The following is a 21,667-nucleotide window of genomic DNA, read 5'->3' on the forward strand; positions in this document are numbered from 1 at the left end:
GTGACCTCTAGGGTCATGCGACGTGGAGCTGTTCCACCTGCGCTACTTCATCGCCGTCGCCGACGAGCTGAACCTGACCCGGGCCGCGGCGCGGCTGCACCTGGCCGCGTCGCCGCTGTCGCGGCGGATCCGGGATCTCGAACGCGAGCTCGGCACACCGCTGTTCGTCCGGTCCCCGCGCGGGATGGCGCTCACCGGGGCCGGCCGGGCGCTGCTGCCCCGGGCCCGGGAGATCGTGCACCGGGTGGACGCGCTGCCCGGCGAGCTGGCCGCCGCCGGCGGGCACCCGGTCGCCGCGGTCGGGCTGGCGCCGGACGTCACCGCCGCCGTGCGGGACGGCTTCCTGGAGCGGTTGCGGGCGGCGCATCCGGAGCTGGCCGTGCGGATCCGGCCCGGCTCGAGTGCCGAGCTCGCGGCCGCGGTGGCCCGCGGCGATCTCGACCTGGCCTTCGTGCACGGCCGGGCCGAGGACCCGCGGCTGCGCGAGCGGCGGGTCGACTCCCGGCCGGCCGGCGTCGCCGTCGGGCACGGTCTCGGGTTCGACGACCGCACCGAGGTCCGGCTCGACGAGCTGGCCGGGCTGCCCTACGCGTCCATCCGGTACGACGCGGCCCCGGCCGTCTACCGGGCGACCGGCGAGCTGCTGGCCGGGCACGGCGTGCACCGGCGGATCGAGCTCGACACGCACAGCCCCGGCGACCTCGCCCACGTGGTGGCGGCCGGACAGGCGTTCACCCTGGTCGGGCTGGGATCGGGGGCGACGCACAAGGCGTTCGTCGGGGAGCCGGTGCACGTGCTGCCGGTGACCGGCGCCGACGTCCGGCTCACCACCGAGGCGGTCTGGCGGGCCGACCGGGAGGACGACGGCGTGGTGCGCCTGCTCGTCGCCGCCGCCTCCCGGTGAGGCTCACACCCGGGCCGGCTCCCGGGTGCGGTCCTGCACGGTCTCGATCTCGGCCATCGACAGGTGCGCGGTCTCCCGGGCGCTGTACGCCGAGGCCGCCGCGACCACGCAGATCACCGCACCGAACACGGCCACCGGGTACCAGCCCGCTGCGGAGTCGCCGGCCAGCGCGGTCGCGATGGTCGGGGCGAAGCCGCCGAGCGCGAAGCCGAGCTGGGTGCCGACGGCCATCCCGGTGAGCCGCACCCGGGCCGGGAACATCTCGCCGTAGAGCGAGGGCCAGACCCCGTTCGCGGCGCTGTACACCACGCCGGAGAGCAGGATGCCGGTCGCGAAGATCATCACCCAGTCACCGGTGGACACCGCCCACAGGTACGCGGCCAGCATGACCGCACTGCCCAGCGCACCGCCGATGAACACCGGCCGCCGCCCGATCCGGTCCGCCAGGGTCGCGAACAGCGGGATCGCGCCGAGGGCGACCACGTTGGCGGACACCACCACCCACAGCATCGTCGACCGCTCCAGGCCGACCGTGTTGACGGCGAACGAGAGTGCGAAGACGGTCATCAGGGTGCTGACCGAGGCGACGGTCGCCGCCAGGGTGACCCGCAGCAGGTTCGGCCAGTGCCCGCGCACCAGTGCGGCGATCGGCAGCTGCTCCTTCTTCGACGGCGCCGGGGCACCGTCCGCGGCCGTCCGGCGGTCGTCGGCGAGCTCGTTCTCGAACACCGGGGTCTCGTGCAGGGTGCGCCGGATCAGCACGCCGGCGATCAGCACCAGCACGCTCGCCCAGAACGGCACCCGCCAGCCCCAGCTGAGCAGCGCCTCCTCCGGCAGCAGCGCCACCGGCAGGAACACCGCGGTCGCCAGGATCTGCCCGGCCTGGGTGCCGGAGAGGGTGAAGCTGGTGAAGAACGCCCGACGGTGCTGCGGCGAGTGCTCCAGCGTCATCGAGTTGGCACCGGCCTGCTCCCCGCCCGCCGACAGGCCCTGCAGCAGCCGGCAGGTCACGAGCAGCGCCGGCGCCAGCGCGCCCACCTGCTCGTAGCTCGGCAGGAAGCCGATCGCCAGCGTCGCGCCGCCCATCAGCAGCAGCGTCGCGACCAGGACCTTCTTGCGGCCCATCCGGTCCCCGATGTGCCCGAACAGCACCGCGCCGAGCGGGCGGGCGACGTAGCCGAAGCCGAACGTCGCCAGCGCCAGCAGGGTGCCGGCGACCGGGCTGGTGTCGGGGAAGAAGACCCGGTTGAACACCAGGGCCGCGGCCGTGCCGTAGATGAAGAAGTCGTAGTACTCCAGCGCGCTGCCCACCCACGCGGCGAGCGCGGCCCGTTTCGGCTGCGCGGTCGGCGGGAGCTCGTCGGTGGCGGCGCCCTCGTGCGGGGCGCCGCCGGACGGGGAGCCGGGGCCCTCCGGGCCGGCCGATGACGGGATGGGACTCACCGGGTCCTCCAGGCGTGTGCGTCGTTGCAGGCACGGGCGGGCCGCGACCGGGCACGCTCTTATGTACCAAACAGTTACGTACCGAATAGTGAGTTGAGCCCCGGGCCGTGTCAAGCCCCGAATGCCGGCCGCTGCGGCTCAGTCCCGGCCGACGTGCGCGGTCAGGTACTCCACGACCAGGTCGCCGACCATCCGCCGGTAGTGCTCGCGCCGGGCGGGTTCGAGCAGGTCACGGCCGAAGATCGCGGACACGGTGTGCCGATTCGCCACCCGGAACACGCAGAACGAGCTGATCACCACGTGCACGTCGAGCGCGTCCACGTCGGCGCGGAACAGGCCGGACTCGCGGCCGCGGGCCAGGATGCCGTCGAGCACGTCGACCGCGGGCCCGGCGAGCCCGGGCAGCATCGGCGAGGCCCGCAGGTGCTCGGCGTGGTGGATGTTCTCGATGGCGACCAGCCGGATGAAGTCCGGATGCGCCTCGTGGTGGTCGAAGGTGAGTTCGGCGAGCGCCCGCACGGCGCGCACCGGGCTGAGCCCGGCGATGTCGAGATCGCGCTCGAGCGCCCGGATCCCGGCGTACGCCCGCTCCAGGACGGCCAGGTAGAGGCCCTGTTTCGAGTCGAAGTAGTAGTACAGCATCCGCTTGGTGGTGCGGGTGCGCGCGGCGATCTCGTCCACCCGGGCGCCGGCCAGACCGCGCTCGGCGAACTCGGCGGTCGCCACGTCCAGGATCTCGGCGCGGGTCCGCTCCGCGTCGCGCTGACGTCCGGTCTCCTCCGGGACTGCCGCCACGCCGGTCCCCCTCCTCGCTGGTGCCGCCGGGCCGGACGCTACCGGCGGGCCCGGCCGGGGCTGGCGCGGCCCGATCGCCGTCCGGTACAACTAACTAAACGGTACATAGTTCGAGGAGGGGCAGTGCGCCAGACCGCCACCACGGCCGGGACCGTCCGGACCGGACTGATCGGAGCCGGGATCGGACCGTCGCTGTCCCCCGCGCTGCACGAGCGGGAGGCCGCGGCGCTCGGCCTGCCGCTGCGCTACCTGCGCTGGGACCTCGACGAGCTGTCCGCCGGCCCGGACGACGTCGGCGAGCTGCTCGCCCGGGCCCGCGCCGAGGGCTACCGCGGGCTCAACATCACCCACCCGTGCAAGCAGCTGGTGATCCGGCACCTGGACGCGCTGTCCCCCGACGCGGCGGCGATCGGCGCCGTCAACACCGTCACGATCGCCGAGGACGGCACGCTCACCGGACACAACACCGACTGGACCGGGTTCCGGGACGGTCTGCACGAGGGGCTGCCCGGCGCCGGCACCGGCCGGGTGGTGCTGCTCGGGGCGGGCGGCGCCGGTGCCGCCGCCGGGTACGCGCTGGCCCGGGACGGGATCGGTGTCCTCGACGTCGTCGACGTCGACGCCGGCCGCGCCGCGGCGCTGGCCGCCGCGCTCACCCCGCACCTGGCCCCCGGCGCGGTCGCCCGCGGGCACGCCCGCGCCGGGTTGGACGACCTGCTCGACGGCCCGCACGGCCGCGCCGACGGGCTGGTGCACGCCACCCCGATCGGGATGGCCGCCCATCCCGGTCTGCCCGTCGATCCGGCGCTGCTGGCCGGGCTGCCCTGGGTCGCCGAGATCGTCTACCGGCCGCTGGACACCGCGCTGCTGCGGGCGGCCCGGGCCGCGGGCTGCCGGACCGTCGACGGCGGCCGGATGGCGGTGCACCAGGCGGCCGAGGCGTTCCGGCTGTTCACCGGCCACGTCCCGGACCCGGCGCGGATGCTGGCCCACCTGGCCGAGCTGGTCGCCACCGAGCGGGCCGACGACCGTGTCGCCTGAGCAGCCGGCCCCCGGGCGGCCGCGGCTCTCGATCGCCACCGTCTGCCTGTCCGGCACGCTGGACGACAAGCTGGACGCCGCGGCGGCCGCCGGCTTCGACGGTGTCGAGATCTTCGCCCCGGATCTCATCGCCGATCCCGCGCCGCCCGCCGGGATCGGCGCCCGCTGCCGCGACCTCGGCCTCACCGTGGACCTCTACCAGCCGTTGCGCGACATCGACTCCACCGATCCCGACCGGTTCGCCGCCAATCTCCGGCGGGCCGAGGCGACGTTCGACGTGATGGCCGGGCTCGGCGCCGGCACCGTGCTGGTGTGCTCCTCGGTCGCGCCGGACGCCGTCGCCGATCCGGACCGGCTCGCCGGCCAGCTGCACACCCTCGCCGGTCGTGCCGAGGACCGCGGCGTCCGGATCGCCTACGAGGCGCTCGCCTGGGGCCGGCACGTGCACACCTGGGACGCGTCCTGGCGGGCCGTGCGGGCCGGTGACCATCCGGCGCTCGGGCTGTGCCTGGACTCGTTCCACGTGCTCGCCCGGGGCTCGGATCCGGCGCCGATCGCGGACGTCCCCGGCGACAAGCTGTTCTTCCTGCAGCTGGCCGACGCCCGCGAGGTCACGATGGACGTGCTCAGCTGGAGCCGGCACCATCGCCTGTTCCCCGGCCAGGGCGGGTTCGACCTGCCCGCGTTGCTCGGGCCGGTGCTGGCCGCCGGGTACGCCGGGCCGCTGTCGCTGGAGGTGTTCAACGACGTCTTCCGGCAGGCCGATCCGCTGCGCACCGCCGTCGACGCGCGCCGCTCGCTGCTGGCGCTCGCCGAGGCCACCGCGGACCGGGGCGCCGGGACCGATCCGGTCGCGGCCGGGCCGCCCGCGCTCGGCGGGATCGCGTTCGCCGAGCTGCGGGCCGGCCCCGAGCTGGGCCGGGTGCTGCGGGCGCTCGGGTTCAGCCGGACCGGCGTGCACCGCACGAAGCCGGTGGAACGCTACGAGCAGGGCGGGGCACGCATCCTGGTCGACACAGCCGCAGGCGGCGCGATCGGCACAGCCGCGGGCGGCTCGATCAGCACAGCCGCAGGCGGCCCGACCGACACAGCCGGCTCCGGCAGCGCGGTGGTCGCGCTCGGGATCGAGTCGGCCGATCCGGCGGCGTCGGCCCGCCGGGCGGGCGCGCTGTGCGCCCCGCGGATGCCCCGCAGCACCGGCCCGGGCGAGGCCGATCTCGCCGAGGTGGGCGCCCCGGACGGCACCTCGCTGCTGTTCTGCCGCACCGGCCCGCACGGCTCCGGCTGGTCGGGCGACTTCGTCGCCACCGCCGAGCCGCGCGTCCCGGGCACCGGGATCACCGGGATCGACCACGTGGGTCTCACCCAGCCCTACGACGCCTTCGACGAGGCGGTGCTGTTCCACCGCACCGTGCTCGGCCTGGACCCGGTCGCCGACGGCGAGTTCGCCGCCCCGTTCGGCCTGGTCCGCAGCCGCGCGCTGGCCGACGCCGGGCGCACCGTCCGGCTGGCGCTGACCGTGTCGCTGCTGCGCCGCGGCGAGTGGGGTCCCGGGGTCGCCGATCCGCAGTACGTCGCGCTGGGCACCGACGACCTGCTCGCGACGGCGGCCGCCGCCCGGGCCGCGGGCGTCCCGCTGCTGCCGGTGCCGGGCAACTACCACGACGACCTGGCGGCCCGCCTGGACCTGCCGGACGAGCGGATCGCCGTCTATCGCGAGCTGGGGGTGCTGCACGAGCGGGACGCCGACGGCGACCTGCTCCAGGTGTGCACCGAGCTGCTCGGCGGGCGGCTGTTCCTCGTGCTGGTGCAGCGCACCGGCCGGCACGACGGCCACGGCTGGAGCGACGCGCCGGTCCGGATGGCGGCGCACCGCCGGTCCCGCCTCACCCGCGCCGGTGCCGGCTGAGGCACCCGGCTGCGCGGGAGCCGGCACCGGTGGCCCGGCTGCCGCGCGTCCCGCCCGCTCGTCGAGGGGCGGGCGGGACGCCGGGGGGTGCCGTCAGGCGAACGCCTCCGGCGGCGGGCAGGAGCAGACCAGGTTCCGGTCGCCGTGCGCACCGTCGATCCGGCGCACCGGCGGCCAGACCTTGCGGTCGTGCACGCCCGGCGCCGCACCGGTCGGGTAGGCGGCGAGCTCGCGCGGGTAGGGGTGGTCCCACTTGTCGTCGGCCAGGCAGGCCGCGGTGTGCGGGGCGCCCCGCAGCGGATTGTCGTCGGCCGGCCACTCCCCCGCGGCGACCCGGTCGATCTCGCCGCGGATCGAGATCATCGCGGCGATGAACCGCTCGATCTCGGGCAGGTCCTCGGACTCGGTCGGCTCGACCATCAGGGTCCCGGCCACCGGGAACGACATGGTCGGGGCGTGGATGCCGTGGTCGATCAGCCGCTTCGCGACGTCGTCCACCGTCACGCCGGTCTCCTTGGTGATCGCGCGCAGGTCCAGGATGCACTCGTGCGCGACGGAGCCGTCGGTCCCGGAGTACAGCACCGGGTAGTGCTCTCCCAGCCGGCGGGCGACGTAGTTCGCGGCGGCGACGGCGGTGAGCGTGGCCCGCCGCATCCCGTCGAGCCCCATCATCCGCAGGTAGGCCCAGGAGATCGGCAGCACGCCCGGGGAGCCGTGCGGCGCCGCGGACACCGGGCCGACCTCGCCGCGCCCGGGCAGGAACGGGACGAGGTGCTCGGCCACCGCGACCGGGCCGACCCCCGGCCCGCCGCCGCCGTGCGGGATGCAGAACGTCTTGTGCAGGTTCAGGTGCGACACGTCGCCGCCGAAGGCGCCCGGCCGGGCCACCCCGACCAGCGCGTTGAGATTGGCGCCGTCGACGTAGACCTGGCCGCCCGCGTCGTGCACCGCACCGCACACGTCACGCACCTGCGCCTCGTACACGCCGTGCGTGGACGGGTAGGTGATCATCAGCGCGGACAGCCGGGACCCGTGCTCGTCGATCTTGGCCCGGAGGTCGTCGAGATCGACGTTGCCCTGGGCGTCGGTGCCGACGACCACCACCCGCATCCCGGCCATGATCGCCGACGCGGCGTTGGTGCCGTGCGCGGACGCCGGGATCAGGCAGACGTCGCGCTCGGCCTCGCCGCGGCTGCGGTGGTAGGCCGCGATCGCCAGCAGCCCGGCGAACTCGCCCTGGCTGCCCGCGTTCGGCTGCAGCGAGACCGCGGCGTAGCCGGTCAGGTCGGCCAGCCAGGTCTCCAGCTGGGTGATCAGCTCCCGGGAACCGGCGGTGTCGGACTCCGGGGCGAACGGGTGCAGGTCGCTGAACTGCGGCCAGGTCACCGCCTCCATCTCGGCGGCGGCGTTGAGCTTCATCGTGCACGAGCCGAGCGGGATCATCGTGCGGTCCAGCGCCAGGTCGGCGTCGGCGAGCCGGCGCAGCCAGCGCATCAGCGCGGTCTCCGACCGGTGCTCGTGGAACGTCGGGTGGGTCAGGTAGTCGCTGGTCCGGGCCAGCGCGCCGGGCAGCGCGTCGGCGGTGCCGGTGTCCAGCGCCGCGGCGTCCTGCGGGCCGGCCCCGAACGCCTCCCACACCGCGCGCAGGTGCGCCACGGTGGTGATCTCCGAGGTGGAGATGCCCACCTCGTCGCCGGAGACCCGGCGCAGCGCGATCCCGGCGTCGTGCGCGGCGGCGACGACGGCGTCCGCCCGGCCGGGCACCCGGGCCAGCACGGTGTCGAAGAACGCGTCGTGCACGATCTCGACGCCGCCGGAGCGCAGCCCGGCGGCCAGCACCGCCGCCATCCGGTGGGTCCGCCGGGCGATGGCGCGCAGCCCCTCCGGGCCGTGGTACACGGCGTAGCAGGCCGCCATCACGGCCAGCAGCACCTGCGCGGTGCAGATGTTGGAGGTCGCCTTCTCCCGGCGGATGTGCTGCTCCCGGGTCTGCAGGGCGAGCCGCAGCGCGTAGTTGCCGTCCGCGTCCCGGGAGACCCCGACCAGCCGGCCGGGGAGCTGGCGGGCGTGCCGCTGCCCGACCGACAGGTAGGCGGCGTGCGGGCCGCCGAAGCCGAGCGGGACACCGAACCGCTGGGTGGAGCCGATCGCCGCGTCCGCGCCCAGCTCGCCGGGCGGGGTGAGCAGGGTCAGCGCCAGCAGGTCCGCGGCGACCGCGACCAGCGCGCCCCGCTCGTGCGCCTGCTCGATCAGCGCCGACGGGTCGGCCACCCGCCCGGACGCGCCCGGGTAGCTGAGCAGCACGCCGAACATCTCGCCGTCCGGCAGGGTGCCGCCGGACAGGTCGGCGACCTCCAGCTCGATGCCGAGCGGCTCGGCCCGGGTGCGGAGCACGTCCAGGGTCTGCGGCAGCGTGTCGGCGTCGACCACGAACCGGGCCGACTTCGCGCGCCCGGCCCGGCGCAGCAGCGTCATCGCCTCGGCGGCGGCGGTCGCCTCGTCCAGCAGCGACGCACCGGCGACCGGCAGCCCGGTCAGGTCCGACACCATCGTCTGGAACGCCAGCAGCGCCTCCAGCCTGCCCTGGCTGATCTCCGGCTGGTACGGCGTGTACGCGGTGTACCAGGCCGGGTTCTCCAGCACGTTGCGCCGGATCGCCGACGGCGTCCGGGTGCCGTGGTAGCCGAGCCCGATCATCGGGACGTTCACCGTGTTGCGGTCGGCCAGCGCCCGCAGCTCGGCGAGCATCTCGGCCTCACCGACCGGCTCCGGCAGCGAACCGCCGACCGGCTCGGGATCGCGGATGGCGGCGGGCAGCGCCCGGTCGGCCAGCGCCTCGAGCGAGTCGACGCCCAGCGCGTCGAGCATCCGGGCGAGCTCGCCGGGCCGGGGCCCGACGTGCCGGTCGGCGAACGGCAGTCCACGCTCGAGCTCGGCGAGGGTGGGACGGTGCTGCTGCGGGGTCGGGCTCACGGCGCCTCCGAAGGTGACGGCTCGGGCGGGGCAGGGCTGTCTCGCCCCTCCCCCTCTGTCCGTACCCGCGATCCGGGCGCCTGAGAGATTCACCCGAGGCTTCGGGCTTTCCCCGTCGGCGGACGGGCCCCCCGTGGTGGCCCGTCGCTTTCCAGAGGCGTCTCTGCCGTGCGGTCCTGGTGCCTGAGAGGTTCCGGGAAGGGATTTGCTCCTTCGGCGCCCGGCTGTACTGCACCGGGTCTCTCCCGCTCGGTGTCAACGACTACCGGGCCGAGGATAACCGGTCCGGTCAGTATTTCCACGGCACCGGGGCCGGAACCGTCCCGCCAGGCTGCTCACATGTCGAACAGCAGCGCTCCGAACACCGTCCCCGCCACCACCGCCGCCTTCCACCTGCAGGCGGTCCTGTCCTTCGGCGTCTCGCTGGCCGCGGTCGTCGTCGGGACCTTCTACCTGCCCGTCGACGGCTGGGTGAAGGCGTTCCTGGCCATCGCCGTGCTGTACGCCATCACCTCGGCGTTCACCCTCGCCAAGTGCGTCCGCGACAAGCAGGAGAGCCTGACCGTCGTCAACCGGGTCGACCAGGCGCGGCTGGAGAAGCTGATCGCCGAGCACGACCCATTCCGCTCGGTCGCGTGAGCCGGCCGCTCAGGAGATCGCGCGCCGGGACCGGCGCCGGGCCAGCTCGTCCTCCGGGGACTCGTCGACGGTGCCGCCGTCGGCGCGTTCCACCGGGAAGTCCTTGATCACACCGCTGATCTCGCGCATCGCGCCCGAGACGGCGATCCCGAACACTCCCTGGCCGCCCTGCAGCAGGTCGACGACCTCCTCCGGGGAGGTGCACTCGTAGACGGTGGTCCCGTCGGAGAACAGAGTGATCCCGGCGAGATCCCTTATCCCGCGCCGGCGCAGGTGCTCGACCGCGATCCGGATGTTCTGCAGCGAGACCCCGGCGTCGAGCAGCCGCTTCACGATCTTGAGGACCAGTACGTCCTTGAACGAGTACAGCCGCTGGCTGCCGGATCCGGCGGCACCGCGGATCGACGGCACGACGAGCCCGGTCCGGGCCCAGTAGTCGAGCTGCCGGTAGGTGATGCCGACGACCTGGCACGCGGTCGGGCCGCGGAAGCCGACGAGGCGATCGGACACCCCGTCCAGCCCCTCACCGACGAGCGGGTCCGGGAACAGCTCTGCCTGCCCCGGCCCCTCGGGTGGTGGCGTCTGCACCGCGTGGTCTCCCTCGGTCGGCCGCACCGTGACCGTCCTCGCCGTCCCATCACTCTCGGTGAAGGCGAGTTGCACGGATGTCATCAACGCTGATGACGGTAGGCCCGGCGGCCGGAGTGGTCAACGCGGCTCGCCGACACGGCCGTACCGCACAACGCCAGGTGACGGAGCACGGGCGGCCCGGTCACGCCGAGCGGCACCCGGTGTCGCCGAATGGTCCGGAACACCCGTTCGGGTGTCAGCCGGGCTGGGCGCCGCGGAAGTCCTCCGGTGACACCGAGTCGAGGAACTCGCGGAACTTCTCGACCTCGTCCTCCTGCTCGTCGGGGATGACGAGCCCGGCCTCGGCCAGCACGCTCTCGTCGGCGTGCACCGGGACACCGGTCCGCAGCGCCAGCGCGATCGAGTCGCTCGGCCGGGCGGACACCGTCACGCCGCCGTCGAAGATCAGCTCGGCGTAGAAGGTGCCCTCCTGCAGGTCGGTCACCCGGACCTGTTCCAGCCGCCGGCCCAGTGCCCCGATGACGTCCTTGAGCAGATCGTGGGTCAACGGCCGTGCCGGCTTGACCCCCTGCTGCTCGAGGGCGATGGCCGTCGCCTCGACCGATCCGATCCAGATCGGGAGGTAGCGATCACCGTTGGTCTCCCGCAGCAACAGGATCGGCTGGTTCGCCGGGAGTTCGACCCGGACGCCCACGACGCGCATCTCGCTCATCAGCCCGCCTCCCCGGCCCTGTCGGGCCTGTCGGCCGCCCGGGGTGGACCCGCCACCCCGGCCGCCCTGATCGCCTTGCTCGCCCTGGTCCGTGCCCTGGGAGCTGTGGTCGCTCGTACCCCCGCCACCGACACGTTCCGACGCTACACGGGCGGGGCCCCCGATGCGCGCCTCCGGACGGGGTGTGACAGCGTCCTTTCGACGATCGTCACACGCCCGCCTCCGCACGGCGTGTCGGCTGAACCGCCGCCGGTGGATCAGCCCCGGGGGTCGCCCTCGCGAGGACCGGTCAGGAAGACCAGGCGGAACTTGCCGATCTGGACCTCGTCACCGTTGGCGAGCACGGCCGTGTCGACCGGCTCGCGGTTCACGTAGGTGCCGTTCAGGCTGCCGACGTCCACCACGACGAACTCGCCGGCGTCCCGGCGGAACTCGGCGTGCCGGCGGGAGACGGTGACGTCGTCCAGGAAGATGTCGCTGTCGGGGTGCCGGCCCGCACTGGTGGTCGGCACGTCGAGCAGGAAGCGCGAACCGGCGTTCGGGCCGCGCCGGACCACCAGCAGGGCCGACCCGGCGGGTAGCCCGTCGACGCCGGAGACGGCGGGCTCGGCGCTCGGCTGCTCCACGTCGGCGAGGAAGTCCGCCCGGAAGACCGATGTGGTCTCCGGTGCGCGCTCCGGCGGCACGTCGCGCGGGTCGTTCGTGGTCACCTCGGGGTCTCCTCCTCCGGAAGCGGGGGTCCCGGACACGGTCCGGGTGATGCAGGCGGGCCGGCCGCACTGGTGCGGTGCTGCGCTGAGGCGGATGTCGCCTCGACCGGCTGCGATGTCGACGTGTCAGGGGGACCGAACCTACCCGCCCCGGTGTCGCCGCGATACGCCAGGCCGCGGCGTCCGGGCGACCCGTGCGACGGGCGGTCGCCGGGGGTGGTCAGGAACCGTCGGCGAGCTGACGGTAGGCGTCGGCGTCGAGCGGGCCGGCCGGCGTGGCGCCGTCCGCGATCCGCACGTCGACGATCCAGCCGTCCCCGTACGGAGCCGAGTTGATCAGCTCCGGACCGGCGTCCAGCGCCTCGTTGACGGCGACCACCTCGCCCGCCACCGGTGCGTAGATGTCCGACACCGACTTGGTCGACTCGACCTCGCCCATCGTGTCGCCCGCGGACAGCACGTCGCCGACGGTCGGCAGCTGGACGAACACCACATCCCCCAGCTGCGACTGGGCGTGGTCGGTGATGCCGATCCGGACCACCCCGTTCCCGGTGTCGCGCACCCACTCGTGGGCCTCGGTGTAGGTCAGGTCCGAGGGAATCTCCGAACTCACGCGACGAGCCTAGCCCCCGCCATCCGGGTGACCGAACCGGGGCGCCGGGGGCGGGAACGGGCGCCGCATCGCCAGCCCGAACTGCACCAGGTAGAGCAGGCCGGACCACATGTAGAGGGCCACGCCCCAGATCGCGAACGCGTGCGCGATCACCCGGACGGCGGTCTCCGCGGCGGACGGCCCGTCCCCGAGAAGGAGCAGCGGGAAGGCGTAGAGCAGCACGAAGGTCGCGGCCTTGCCGAGGTAGACGACCTCGAACGGGCCGTACCCCCGGCGGCGCAGCACGAACACGCACACGGCCAGCACGACGTCCCTGGCGAGCAGCGCACCCACCGCCCACCAGGGCACGATGTCGCGGATCGCCAGGCCGACCAGCGCGGCCAGGATGTAGAGCCGGTCGACGGCCGGATCGAGCATCGCCCCGAACCGGCTGTACTGGTCCAGCACCCGGGCCAGCTTCCCGTCCAGCCAGTCGGTGAAGCCGCCGATCGCCAGCACCGCGACGGCCCAGCCGTCGGCCTCCGGGCCGAGCATCAGCCACAGGAACAGCGGCACCCCGGCCAGGCGCAGCATGCTCAGCGCGTTCGGCACCGTCCAGAGCCGGTCGTCACCGGTGGGCGGACCGGCGACGTCGTGCACCGTGTCCCGCACGGTGTCGCGCACCGTGTCCCGGGCCTCACGGGCGCCGCGCCGGACCGCCGCGGCCCTGCCCGTATCGGATTCCCCGCCCACCCGGGCAGCCTAGACGGCTCCCGCACTGTGCAGCCCGGCCCCGCGGGTGAGGATGGCGCGGTGACCGACACTCATTCCGACACCCATTCCGGCGCCGACTCCGTGCCCGGCCCGCACGCGGCCGCAGGCGTGACGCTCAAGGACATCCAGGCCCCGCTCAAGCAGCAGTACCGCGACGACCCGGGATCCGCGGTCGTCACGCTGTCCGCCGACGGCGAGCTCGGCGCGGGGGTGGCCTGCAAGGTGAGCACCGGCCAGGCGCTCGCCGAGGCCGGGCTGCACCCGGCGACCGGCGGCGACGGCACCCAGCTGTGCTCCGGGGACATGCTGCTGGAGGCGCTGGTCGCCTGCGCCGGGGTGACGCTGCGGGCGGTGGCGACCGCGCTGGAGCTCGACGTGCAGGGCGGCCTGCGGGCCGAGGGGGACCTCGACTTCCGGGGCACCCTCGGCGTCGCCAAGGACGCCCCGGTCGGCTTCCGGGACATCCGGCTGTTCCTCGACGTCGACGTCCGCTCCGGGGACGCCCCGGCCGACCCGGACACGGTCGCCACCCTGGTGCGGCTGACCGAGCGGTACTGCGTGGTCCTGCAGACGATCAAGGGCAGCGCGAGCACGTCGGTCGAGGTCCGGCCGGCCGGCTGAGCCCGCCGGTCGAGCCGGTCCTGCTCCGTCCGGGGGTCGGCGCACTGCGCCGAACGGCATGTGCTGCGCGCCATCACCTGCGGACCACCGCCGGTGGCGGGCCGCTCGTCGCGCGTCACCGTCGGTTCGGCGCCCGGCACGCTCCGGGTCTCCGGGGCCCGGAGACGGTCTCCGTACGGTGACGGCGTCCTGGTAGGCGTGACAGGGCGTGCCCACCGACAGCCGGTGACCGCGCCCCGGTAGGTGACACGTGATCAAGCTGGCGGACGATGTCTCGTCCGGCGATCACGTCTGCGCGGTCCCGGAGAGCGTCGAGCACCTCGGGGAGATCACCTCCGGGTTCGTCGCGCACGGGCTGGCCCGCGGCGAGAAGGTCCTCTTCTTCGACGACGACGGCGCCGCGGACGGGCTGCTGCGCCGGATGACCGAGGACGGCCACGAGATCGGTGAGCCGCTGCGCGTCGGGCAGCTGGAGATCCTGCCGGAGGAGGACACCCGGCGGACCTTCCGCACCCCGCTGCCGGACATCCACGCCGGGATCACCGGCGAGGTGACCCGCGCGCTGGACGCGGGCTGGACCGGCGCCCGGATCACCGGCCAGATGCACGGGGCGCTGGACCCGGGTGCGTCCGGCACCCTGCCCGAGTACGACGGGCTGCTCGCCCGGCTGATCCGGGAGAACCGGGACAGCCTCGCCGCGCTCTGCACGTTCGACCACGTGCACTTCCCGGACGAGTCGATCGACATCATGCGCGCGCTGCACCGCGACCACCTCGCGGTGACCGGCGCCTACGACGACGGGCTGCTGCGCATCGTCCGGCTCGGGATCGGGCACGCCCGGCTGGCCGGCGAGATCGACCACAGCAACCGGCCGAAGATCACCTCGCTGCTGCACCAGGCGCTGGACGGCACCCTGCGCTCGGCCGACGCCCCCACCGACATCGGGCTCGACATGGCCTCGGTCCGGTTCATCGACGTCGCCTCGGCGGTGGCGCTGGTGCACGCCGCGGAGGGCTTCCCGTCCACCCACCGGCTGGTGCTGCACCGGGTGCGGCCCCGGGTGCAGCGGATCCTCGACCGCTGCGGCGCCGCGTTCTCCCCCCAGCTGGCCTTCGACGACGCGCCGCCCCCGGTCGGGCCGCCCGGCGCGCCGGGACGGTGACGGTCCGATGAAGGTCGAGAGATGAAGGTCAACGCGGTCCCCCGGCCGCCCGGCTTCGCGCACGCGCTGGTGCACGCCGACGACACCGCGGAGCTGGTCCGCCGGGTCGCGCCGGTGGCCGCCGCCGCGGACCGGGACACCGGCGCCCAGATCGCGCTCGCGGTCTCCGCGGAGGCCGAGCAGGCGCTGCGCGCGGAGCTGGCCGACTGCTCCGGCGGGATCGGCAGGCTCACCACGCTGACCCGCTCGGCCCGCGAGTCCGGCCAGACGGTGGCCGCGTGGCGGGCCAGGGAGCTGCGCGCGCTGTCGTCGTCGGGCAGGCCGGTGTTCGTCGTGGCGCAGCACGACCCGGATCTCGACGGGATCGACGGCGGGTTCTGGATCGAGCTGGAGGCCGCGCTCAACATCTCGCTGGACGGCCTGCCGGTCACCCAGCTGTGCGTCTACCCGCGGATCCCGCTGCACGGTGCGGTGGGCGACGCGGCGCTGGCCAACCATCCGCTGCAGCTGCGCGGCGAGCAGCTCACCGCGAACCCGGCGTCCCGGCCGCCGGCCGAGGTGCTCGCGGCGCTCCCGTTCGCCCCGCCGCACCTGCTCGGCCCGCCGGACGTCCAGCTGCAGTACAACACCTTCGAGCTGTCCCGGGTGCGGGACGCGGTGGAGGAGGCCGCCCGCGCCTGCCGGTTCGATCCGGTGCGCAGCGAGGACATGGTGCAGGCGGTGAACGAGGTGGCGACCAACGCCGTCGAGCACGGCTCGCCGGAGGCGGCGCTGTCGGTCTGGTCCCGCCCGGGCGAGCTGGTGTGCGAGGTGCACGACACCGGCTCGATCCCGCTGGCCCTGATCGGGCTGGCGCCGCCGCACCCGTCGCGCCCGCGCGGGCGCGGCACCTGGATCGCCCGCCAGCTGTGCGACAGCCTGCACGTGTGGCGGGCCCCCGACGGCACCCATGTCCGGCTGCTCGTCCGGGCCTGAGCCCCGTTCGGCGGTGCGCGCACCCCGCCGCCGGAGTGAATCCTCACCCGGATCTCACGTCCGGGGCCCGGCTCCGCTATCCTCGGCGACCGAGCACATCGCACGGAGACGCCGCCCGCCGTCCGTGCGGTGCGGTCTCGTCGTGCCCTCTCCGCGCCCCGGTCGTCCGCCCGGGTGGCGCGCCGCGGCCCGGCGCAGGGCCGCCTGCGGGCCGCACGTCACGAACGATCCGGGGAAAACCGCATGTCCGACGATCACTGTCGATCCAGTGAGTGCGCTGTGACACCAGCACTCGCCGAGTCCGCAGAACGCGCACCGTCCACCGCCGACACCGGGAGCACCGCACCGCAGGTACGGGTCCTGGGTGCCTTCGGCCTGCGCGTCGGCGACCATCCGGTCCCGCTGCCGGTCGACTCGCGCCGCCTCATCGCCTACCTGGCCGTGCACCCGCGCCCGCAGCCGACCGCCGCGCTGGCCGCCGACCTGTGGGCCGGCGTCGGCCCGGGCCCCGCGGCCCGGCTGCTCGACGAGGCCGTGACCGGTGTGGACCTGCCCGAGCTGCTGGCCGCCGACGACCGCGGCCGGCTGCACCTCGCCGACGACGTGCGGGTCGACCTGGCCGAGGCGCTGCTGCTGGTCCGCGGACTGTCCTCGCCGGAGCTGCTGCGCACCGTGCGCGAGATCGGCTGCCCGCAGACCGGTCTGCTCGAGGCCGACATCCTGCCGTCCTGGACGGCGCCGTGGATCGCCGTCGAGCGGGAGCGGTTCCGCCAGCTGCGGCTCTCCGCGCTGGAGGGGCTCTCCGGCACCCTCACCGCGGCCGACCGGCACGACGACGCCGTCGCCGTCGCCCGGCGCGCGGTCGCCACCGCGCCCAGCCGCGAGCGTTCCCGCCGGGCCCTGGTCGAGGCGCTGCTGGCCGGCGGCCACGTCGCCGACGCGCTCGCCGAGTACGAGGAGTTCCAGCGGCTGCTGCGCAACAGCGTCGGTGCCACCCCGGACTCCGAGCTGGACCGGCTGCTCGCCCCGCTCGACTCCGGCTGGCCGCTCGGTCCCGGCCTGCACCGCCCGGTGCAGCGCTGGGGCGTCGGGATGCCCGGCGCCACCCGGCCGGCGCAGCGTGGCCGCCGGCTCGCCGCCGGCAGCCCGGCCAGCGGACGCTGACCGGGCCGCGCACAGCTCCCGGGCCGTGATCCTCAGTGGAACCGGGGCCGCCGCTTCTCGGTGAACGCGGCGAGCCCCTCGGTCCCCTCCGGCCCGGCCGCGCAGGTCGCGATCGAGTCCGCCTCCGCCGCCAGCTGGTCGTCCAGGGTCGATGCCCAGGTCCGGTCCAGCAGCCCGCGGATCCGGCCGAGCGCCGCCGTCGGGCCCTGCGCCAGCCGGTGCGCCAGCGCGGCGGCCTCGTCGGCCACCGCGTCGTCGTCGACGACCGAGGCGAGGATCCCGAGCTCGGCCAGCGCGTCGGCGTCCAGCACCTCGTCGGTGAGCAGGATCCGGCGGGCCCGCGCCGCGCCGACCAGCCGCGGCAGGGTCCAGGTCATCCCGCCGTCCGGGGAGAACCCGATCGCCGGGTAGGCCGGGCGCAGCCGGGTGGACCGGCCGCCGACCGCCAGGTCGCAGGCCAGCACGATGCTCATCCCGGCGCCCGCCGCCCAGCCGGGCACCGCGGCGACCGTCGGGACCGGCGAGCCGGCCAGCGGGCGCAGCATCGCGTGGAAGGTGTCGGCCAGGCCGTGCACGTAGCCGTACCGGTCCTCGGCGCCGGCGAACGCGCGCACGTCGCCGCCGGTGCAGAAGTTCTCGCCGTCGCCGTGCAGCAGCACCGCACCGACGCCGTCCGGATCGGCCGGGTCCGCCTGGGCCAGCTTCTCCAGCGCCCCGGCGACCTCCTGCATCGCGGGGCCGTCCAGGGTGCCGTGCCGGCCGGCCGAGATCCGGCAGCGCAGCACCCGGCCGTCGCGTTCCAGAGCGCTCACCCGAGCGCCCGCAGCTTCGGCAGCACGTCCTCGGAGAACTGGGTGAGGAAGCGGCGCTGGTCGTCGCCCGGCCCGTGCACGACGAGGTGGTTGAGTCCGGCGTCGACGTAGGGGCGGATCTGCTCGACCGCCTCGTCCGGGTCGGAGGCGACGATCCAGCGCTGGGTGATCTGCTCGATCGGCAGCTCGTCGGCGAGCCGCTCCATCTCCTGCGACGAGCCGACCGAGTGCTTCTGCTCGGCGGTCAGCGACAGCGGCGCCCAGAACCGGCAGTTCTCCCGCGCGGCCTCCGGGTCCCGGTCGTAGCTGATCTTGATCTCGATCATCTTGTCGATGGTCGCGGCGTCCCGGTCCTCCTTGGCGGCGCCCTCCTCGACGCCCGGGACGAGCTTCTCGGTGTAGAGGTCCATGCCCTTGCCGGAGGTGCAGATGAAGCCGTCGCCGTGCCGGCCGGCGTAGCGGGCGACCATCGGGCCGCCGGCGGCGACGTAGATCGGCACCGGCTGCTCGGGGCGGTCGTAGATCGTCGCGTCGACCAGCGTGTAGTAGTCGCCCTCGAAGGACACGGTGTCCTCGGTCCACAGCGCCCGCATCGCCCGGACCGCTTCGCGCAGCCGGGCGAAGCGCTCCTTGAACTCCGGCCACTCGCGGCCGGAGACGGCGATCTCGTTCAGTGCCTCGCCGGTGCCGACGCCCGCGACGATCCGGCCGCCGGTGAGCAGCGACATCGTCGCGAAGGTCTGGGCGAGCACCGCCGGGTTGTAGCGGAAGGTGGGGGTCAGCACCGAGGTGCCGATCTGGACCCGCTCGGTGCGCTCCCCCACCGCGGCCATCCACGGCAGCGCCGCCGGGGCGTGCCCGCCGGTGTGCCGCCAGGGCAGGAAGTGGTCCGACGCCCAGACGCTGTCCAGCCCGACCTGCTCGGCCAGCACCGCATACTCGACGAGGTCGCGCGGGCCGAACTGCTCGGCCGACGCCTTGTACCCGATCTTGAGATCCACAGGTTGTTCCTTACCGCGTGCAGGGCGCGCACCGGGGTCGGCGCGCCGTGTCCTACCCGAGTACCTACACCCCCGGCGCGCCGCGCGCAGCACCGATCCGGTCACCCGCACCCGCCGGCCCGCCACCGGACGGTGCCGGATCCCCGGAGCCGGGCGGGCCCGGCCGATCCCGGCCCCTACGATCGGGTGCGTGTTCGACCCTGCCGCACCGGACGAGGTCCCGCTCCCACCCGAGCCGGACGACGACCACGGCTGGGAACCGCCGCCGGACGACCGCGACGGTCCCCCCGACGACCCCGGCGGGCCCGTCCCGGCGCCGGTGCGCAGCTCCGACCCGCACGAGGTGCTGCGGCGGGTCTTCGGCTACGACGCGTTCCGCGGCGACCAGGAGGAGATCGTCACCCACGTGGCGGGCGGCGGCGACGCGCTGGTGCTCATGCCGACCGGGGGCGGGAAGTCGCTCTGCTACCAGGTCCCGGCGCTGGTCCGGCCCGGCACCGGCGTCGTCGTGTCGCCGCTGATCGCGCTCATGCAGGACCAGGTCGACGCGCTGCAGGCGCTCGGCGTGCGGGCCGGGTTCCTCAACTCCACCCAGGACGCCGACGAGCGCAGGCTCACCGAGCAGGAGTTCCTGGCCGGCGAGCTGGACCTGCTCTACCTGGCGCCGGAGCGGCTGCGGGTGGAGTCCACCGTCCGGCTGCTGGAGCGCGGCCGGATCGCGCTGTTCGCGATCGACGAGGCGCACTGCGTCGCGCAGTGGGGGCACGACTTCCGGCCCGACTACCTGCTGCTCTCCGAGCTGCACGGGCGCTGGCCGGACGTCCCGCGGATCGCGCTCACCGCGACCGCCACCGAGGCCACCCGCACCGAGATCGCGCAGCGGCTGCAGCTCACCGACGCCCGGCACTTCGTCGCCAGCTTCGACCGGCCCAACATCCAGTACCGGATCGCCCCGAAGAACGAGCCGCGCCGCCAGCTGCTCGACCTGCTGCGCTCCGAGCACGCCGGGGACTCCGGCATCGTCTACTGCCTGTCCCGCAAGTCGGTGGAGCAGACCGCCGAGTTCCTGTCCGGGCAGGGCATCCGGGCGCTGCCCTACCACGCGGGCCTGGACGCGTCGGTGCGCCGGACCAACCAGTCCCGGTTCCTGCGCGAGGACGGCCTGGTCATGGTCGCGACGATCGCGTTCGGGATGGGCATCGACAAGCCGGACGTCCGGTTCGTCGCGCACCTCGACCTGCCGAAGTCGGTCGAGGGCTACTACCAGGAGACCGGCCGGGCCGGCCGGGACGGCGAGCCGTCGACGGCCTGGCTCGCCTACGGCCTCGCCGACGTCGTCCAGCAGCGGAAGATGATCGACGACTCGGAGGGCGACGCGGCGCACAAGCGCCGCCTGGGCATGCACCTGGACGCCATGCTCGCGCTCTGCGAGACCACCGAGTGCCGGCGGGTGCAGCTGCTCCGCTACTTCGGCCAGGACCTCGGCACCGGCGCCACCGCCTGCGGCAACTGCGACACCTGCCTGACCCCGGTGACGTCCTGGGACGGGACGGTCGCCGCGCAGAAGGTGCTGTCCGCGGTCTGGCGGCTGCGCAACGAGCGCAGGCAGAGCTTCGGCGCGGTGCACCTGATCGACATCCTGCTCGGCAAGCGGACGCCGAAGGTCGAGCAGTTCTCGCACGACCAGCTGTCGGTGTTCGGGATCGGCACCGAGCTGTCCGAGGTGCAGTGGCGCGGCGTGATCCGCCAGCTGGTGGCGCGTCGGCTGCTGGCCGTCGGCGGGCTGCACTCCACGCTGGTGTTCACCGACGACTCCCCCGCCGTGATGCGCGGCGAGACGCCACTGATGCTGCGCGCCGAGCCGGAGCGCACGGCCCGCCCGCGCACCCGGTCCGGATCGGGCTCCCGACCCGCCGTCGAGCTGTCCGCCGAGGCGGCGCCGGTGTTCGAGCGGCTGCGCAGCTGGCGGGCCGCCACGGCGAAGGAACAGGGGGTGCCCGCGTACGTGATCTTCCACGACGCGACGCTGCGGGAGATCGCCTCCCGTACCCCGGCCGACCGGGCCGCGCTGGGCACGATCGCCGGGATCGGCGAGGGCAAGCTGGCCCGCTACGGCGACCAGGTGCTCGACGTCCTGCGCGGTGCCGACGCATGAGGCCGCTGATCGGGATCACCGCCTACACCGAGCGGGCGAGCTACTGGGTCGTCGAGGACGAGGAGACCGTGCTGGTGCCCCGCGGGTACCTGGACATGGTCTCCGCGGCCGGCGGCACACCGGTGCTGCTGCCGCCGACCGCGGACGCCGCGGACGCCGCAGCGGCCTGTGACGGCGTGCTGCTGAGCGGTGGGCCGGACATCGGCGCCGCGCACCACGGCTCGGTCCGCGGCCCGCACGACGACGAGCCGCGGGCCGAGCGGGACGCCGCCGACCTGGCCGCGGTGCACCGCGCGCTGGAGCTCGGCATCCCGGTGCTCGGCGTGTGCCGCGGGCACCAGCTGCTCAACGTCGCGCTCGGCGGGACGCTGCACCAGCACCTGCCGGACGCGGTCGGCGACGCCGTCGCCGCCGCGCACTCGGCCGGGCCGGGCGTCTACGCGCCGGTGCAGCTCGTCGCCGAGCCCGGCTCCCGGATCGCGGCGGCACTCGGCACCGGTCCGGTCACCGTCCGCTGCCACCATCACCAGTCGGTCGACCGGCCCGGCAGCGGGCTGCGGGTGACCGCCCGGTCCGGCCCGGTGGTCGAGGCGATCGAGCCGGCCCCCGGCGGACCGTGGGTGCTCGGCGTGCAGTCGCACCCCGAGCGCAGCCCGGACGACCTGCGGCTGGCGCGCGCCCTGGTCGACGCGGC

20 protein-coding genes and 1 riboswitch are annotated in these 21,667 nt (G+C 74.8%); of the genes, 10 read left to right on the top strand and 10 right to left on the bottom strand.

Annotated features, from left to right (window positions below):
• The first annotated feature begins 22 nt into the window (after nt 1-22).
• Nucleotides 23-904, top strand: a complete 882-nt coding sequence (locus tag ABD160_RS01665; RefSeq protein ID WP_344017747.1) for a LysR family transcriptional regulator — start codon at nt 23-25, stop codon at nt 902-904.
• 3 nt (nt 905-907) lie between these two features.
• Here the strand turns inward: ABD160_RS01665 and ABD160_RS01670 are convergent, their stop codons facing one another.
• Together ABD160_RS01670 and ABD160_RS01675 are read right to left on the bottom strand one after the other, a co-directional pair.
• The gene (locus ABD160_RS01670; protein WP_344017748.1) at nt 908-2,347 is read right to left on the bottom strand and encodes an MFS transporter; all 1,440 of its coding nucleotides are present in this window, start codon (nt 2,345-2,347) and stop codon (nt 908-910) included.
• A 138-nt stretch (nt 2,348-2,485) separates the two neighbouring features.
• Nucleotides 2,486-3,142: a TetR/AcrR family transcriptional regulator gene (locus ABD160_RS01675; protein WP_344017749.1), complete on the bottom strand. Its 657-nt coding sequence runs from the start codon at nt 3,140-3,142 to the stop codon at nt 2,486-2,488.
• A gap of 123 nt (nt 3,143-3,265) precedes the next feature.
• On the opposite strand from ABD160_RS01675, the gene ABD160_RS01680 reads away from it, so the two are divergent.
• Complete coding sequence (locus ABD160_RS01680) at nt 3,266-4,183, top strand: shikimate dehydrogenase (RefSeq protein WP_344017750.1); 918 nt, start codon at nt 3,266-3,268, stop codon at nt 4,181-4,183.
• On the top strand, nt 4,173-6,092 hold the full coding sequence (locus ABD160_RS01685) for a sugar phosphate isomerase/epimerase and 4-hydroxyphenylpyruvate domain-containing protein (RefSeq protein WP_344017751.1): 1,920 nt from the start codon (nt 4,173-4,175) through the stop codon (nt 6,090-6,092). Before ABD160_RS01680 ends, ABD160_RS01685 begins: the two co-directional genes overlap by 11 nt.
• Nucleotides 6,093-6,185: 93 nt before the next feature.
• On the opposite strand, the gene gcvP is transcribed toward ABD160_RS01685, so the two are convergent.
• Nucleotides 6,186-9,065 (bottom strand): aminomethyl-transferring glycine dehydrogenase, encoded by a 2,880-nt coding sequence (gene gcvP, locus ABD160_RS01690; RefSeq protein WP_344017752.1) that lies wholly within the window; start codon nt 9,063-9,065, stop codon nt 6,186-6,188.
• Between the two features lie 161 nt (nt 9,066-9,226).
• A riboswitch (glycine riboswitch) is annotated at nt 9,227-9,323 on the bottom strand.
• Nucleotides 9,324-9,404: 81 nt separating this feature from the next.
• On the opposite strand from gcvP, the gene ABD160_RS01695 reads away from it, so the two are divergent.
• On the top strand, nt 9,405-9,704 hold the full coding sequence (locus ABD160_RS01695; RefSeq protein ID WP_344017753.1) for a YiaA/YiaB family inner membrane protein: 300 nt from the start codon (nt 9,405-9,407) through the stop codon (nt 9,702-9,704).
• 9 nt (nt 9,705-9,713) lie between these two features.
• Here ABD160_RS01695 and ABD160_RS01700 read toward each other — a convergent pair whose 3' ends face one another.
• From ABD160_RS01700 to clsA, 5 genes are all read right to left on the bottom strand, one after another.
• The gene (locus ABD160_RS01700) at nt 9,714-10,319 is read right to left on the bottom strand and encodes a MerR family transcriptional regulator (RefSeq protein ID WP_344017754.1); all 606 of its coding nucleotides are present in this window, start codon (nt 10,317-10,319) and stop codon (nt 9,714-9,716) included.
• 211 nt (nt 10,320-10,530) lie between these two features.
• Nucleotides 10,531-11,007 (bottom strand): bifunctional nuclease family protein, encoded by a 477-nt coding sequence (locus ABD160_RS01705; protein WP_010224693.1) that lies wholly within the window; start codon nt 11,005-11,007, stop codon nt 10,531-10,533.
• Between the two features lie 257 nt (nt 11,008-11,264).
• The gene (gene garA / locus ABD160_RS01710; protein WP_085911046.1) at nt 11,265-11,717 is read right to left on the bottom strand and encodes a glycogen accumulation regulator GarA; all 453 of its coding nucleotides are present in this window, start codon (nt 11,715-11,717) and stop codon (nt 11,265-11,267) included.
• Nucleotides 11,718-11,937: 220 nt separating this feature from the next.
• On the bottom strand, nt 11,938-12,330 hold the full coding sequence (gene gcvH / locus ABD160_RS01715) for a glycine cleavage system protein GcvH (RefSeq protein WP_344017756.1): 393 nt from the start codon (nt 12,328-12,330) through the stop codon (nt 11,938-11,940).
• Between the two features lie 9 nt (nt 12,331-12,339).
• Nucleotides 12,340-13,062 (bottom strand): cardiolipin synthase ClsA, encoded by a 723-nt coding sequence (gene clsA / locus ABD160_RS01720; RefSeq protein ID WP_425563564.1) that lies wholly within the window; start codon nt 13,060-13,062, stop codon nt 12,340-12,342.
• Between the two features lie 129 nt (nt 13,063-13,191).
• On the opposite strand from clsA, the gene ABD160_RS01725 reads away from it, so the two are divergent.
• The 4 genes from ABD160_RS01725 to ABD160_RS01740 all read left to right on the top strand — a co-directional run bounded on the left by ABD160_RS01725 (nt 13,192) and on the right by ABD160_RS01740 (nt 17,005).
• On the top strand, nt 13,192-13,704 hold the full coding sequence (locus ABD160_RS01725) for an OsmC family protein (protein WP_344018003.1): 513 nt from the start codon (nt 13,192-13,194) through the stop codon (nt 13,702-13,704).
• A 250-nt stretch (nt 13,705-13,954) separates the two neighbouring features.
• Complete coding sequence (locus tag ABD160_RS01730; protein ID WP_344017757.1) at nt 13,955-14,866, top strand: MEDS domain-containing protein; 912 nt, start codon at nt 13,955-13,957, stop codon at nt 14,864-14,866.
• Between the two features lie 21 nt (nt 14,867-14,887).
• Complete coding sequence (locus ABD160_RS01735; protein WP_344017758.1) at nt 14,888-15,841, top strand: ATP-binding protein; 954 nt, start codon at nt 14,888-14,890, stop codon at nt 15,839-15,841.
• Between the two features lie 279 nt (nt 15,842-16,120).
• Nucleotides 16,121-17,005: an AfsR/SARP family transcriptional regulator gene (locus tag ABD160_RS01740; RefSeq protein ID WP_344017759.1), complete on the top strand. Its 885-nt coding sequence runs from the start codon at nt 16,121-16,123 to the stop codon at nt 17,003-17,005.
• Nucleotides 17,006-17,037: 32 nt separating this feature from the next.
• On the opposite strand, the gene ABD160_RS01745 is transcribed toward ABD160_RS01740, so the two are convergent.
• Together ABD160_RS01745 and fgd are read right to left on the bottom strand one after the other, a co-directional pair.
• Nucleotides 17,038-17,817, bottom strand: coding sequence for an enoyl-CoA hydratase/isomerase family protein (locus ABD160_RS01745; RefSeq protein ID WP_344017761.1), 780 nt, complete (start codon nt 17,815-17,817; stop codon nt 17,038-17,040).
• Complete coding sequence (gene fgd, locus ABD160_RS01750) at nt 17,814-18,818, bottom strand: glucose-6-phosphate dehydrogenase (coenzyme-F420) (protein ID WP_344017762.1); 1,005 nt, start codon at nt 18,816-18,818, stop codon at nt 17,814-17,816. Before fgd ends, ABD160_RS01745 begins: the two co-directional genes overlap by 4 nt.
• 319 nt (nt 18,819-19,137) lie before the next feature.
• On the opposite strand from fgd, the gene recQ reads away from it, so the two are divergent.
• Nucleotides 19,138-20,973 carry a DNA helicase RecQ gene (gene recQ / locus ABD160_RS01755; RefSeq protein WP_344018004.1) on the top strand — a complete coding sequence of 612 codons (1,836 nt, stop codon included), beginning with the start codon at nt 19,138-19,140 and terminating at the stop codon, nt 20,971-20,973.
• Nucleotides 20,970-21,667 (top strand): gamma-glutamyl-gamma-aminobutyrate hydrolase family protein (locus ABD160_RS01760; RefSeq protein WP_344017763.1); only part of this gene is annotated, 698 nt, incomplete at its 3' end. The genes recQ and ABD160_RS01760, both read left to right, overlap by 4 nt.

It is taken from the genome of Pseudonocardia kongjuensis, assembly GCF_039526905.1.
GTDB classification, from domain to species: Bacteria; Actinomycetota; Actinomycetes; order Mycobacteriales; family Pseudonocardiaceae; genus Pseudonocardia; species Pseudonocardia kongjuensis.

What these genes read in the sequence shown, in the direction of transcription:
- ABD160_RS01705 (WP_010224693.1), bottom strand. Translation starts at nt 11,007, where the DNA reads ATGAGCGAGATGCGCGTCGTGGGCGTCCGGGTCGAACTCCCGGCGAAC.
- ABD160_RS01695 (WP_344017753.1), top strand. Translation starts at nt 9,405, where the DNA reads ATGTCGAACAGCAGCGCTCCGAACACCGTCCCCGCCACCACCGCCGCC.
- ABD160_RS01735 (WP_344017758.1), top strand. Translation starts at nt 14,888, where the DNA reads ATGAAGGTCAACGCGGTCCCCCGGCCGCCCGGCTTCGCGCACGCGCTG.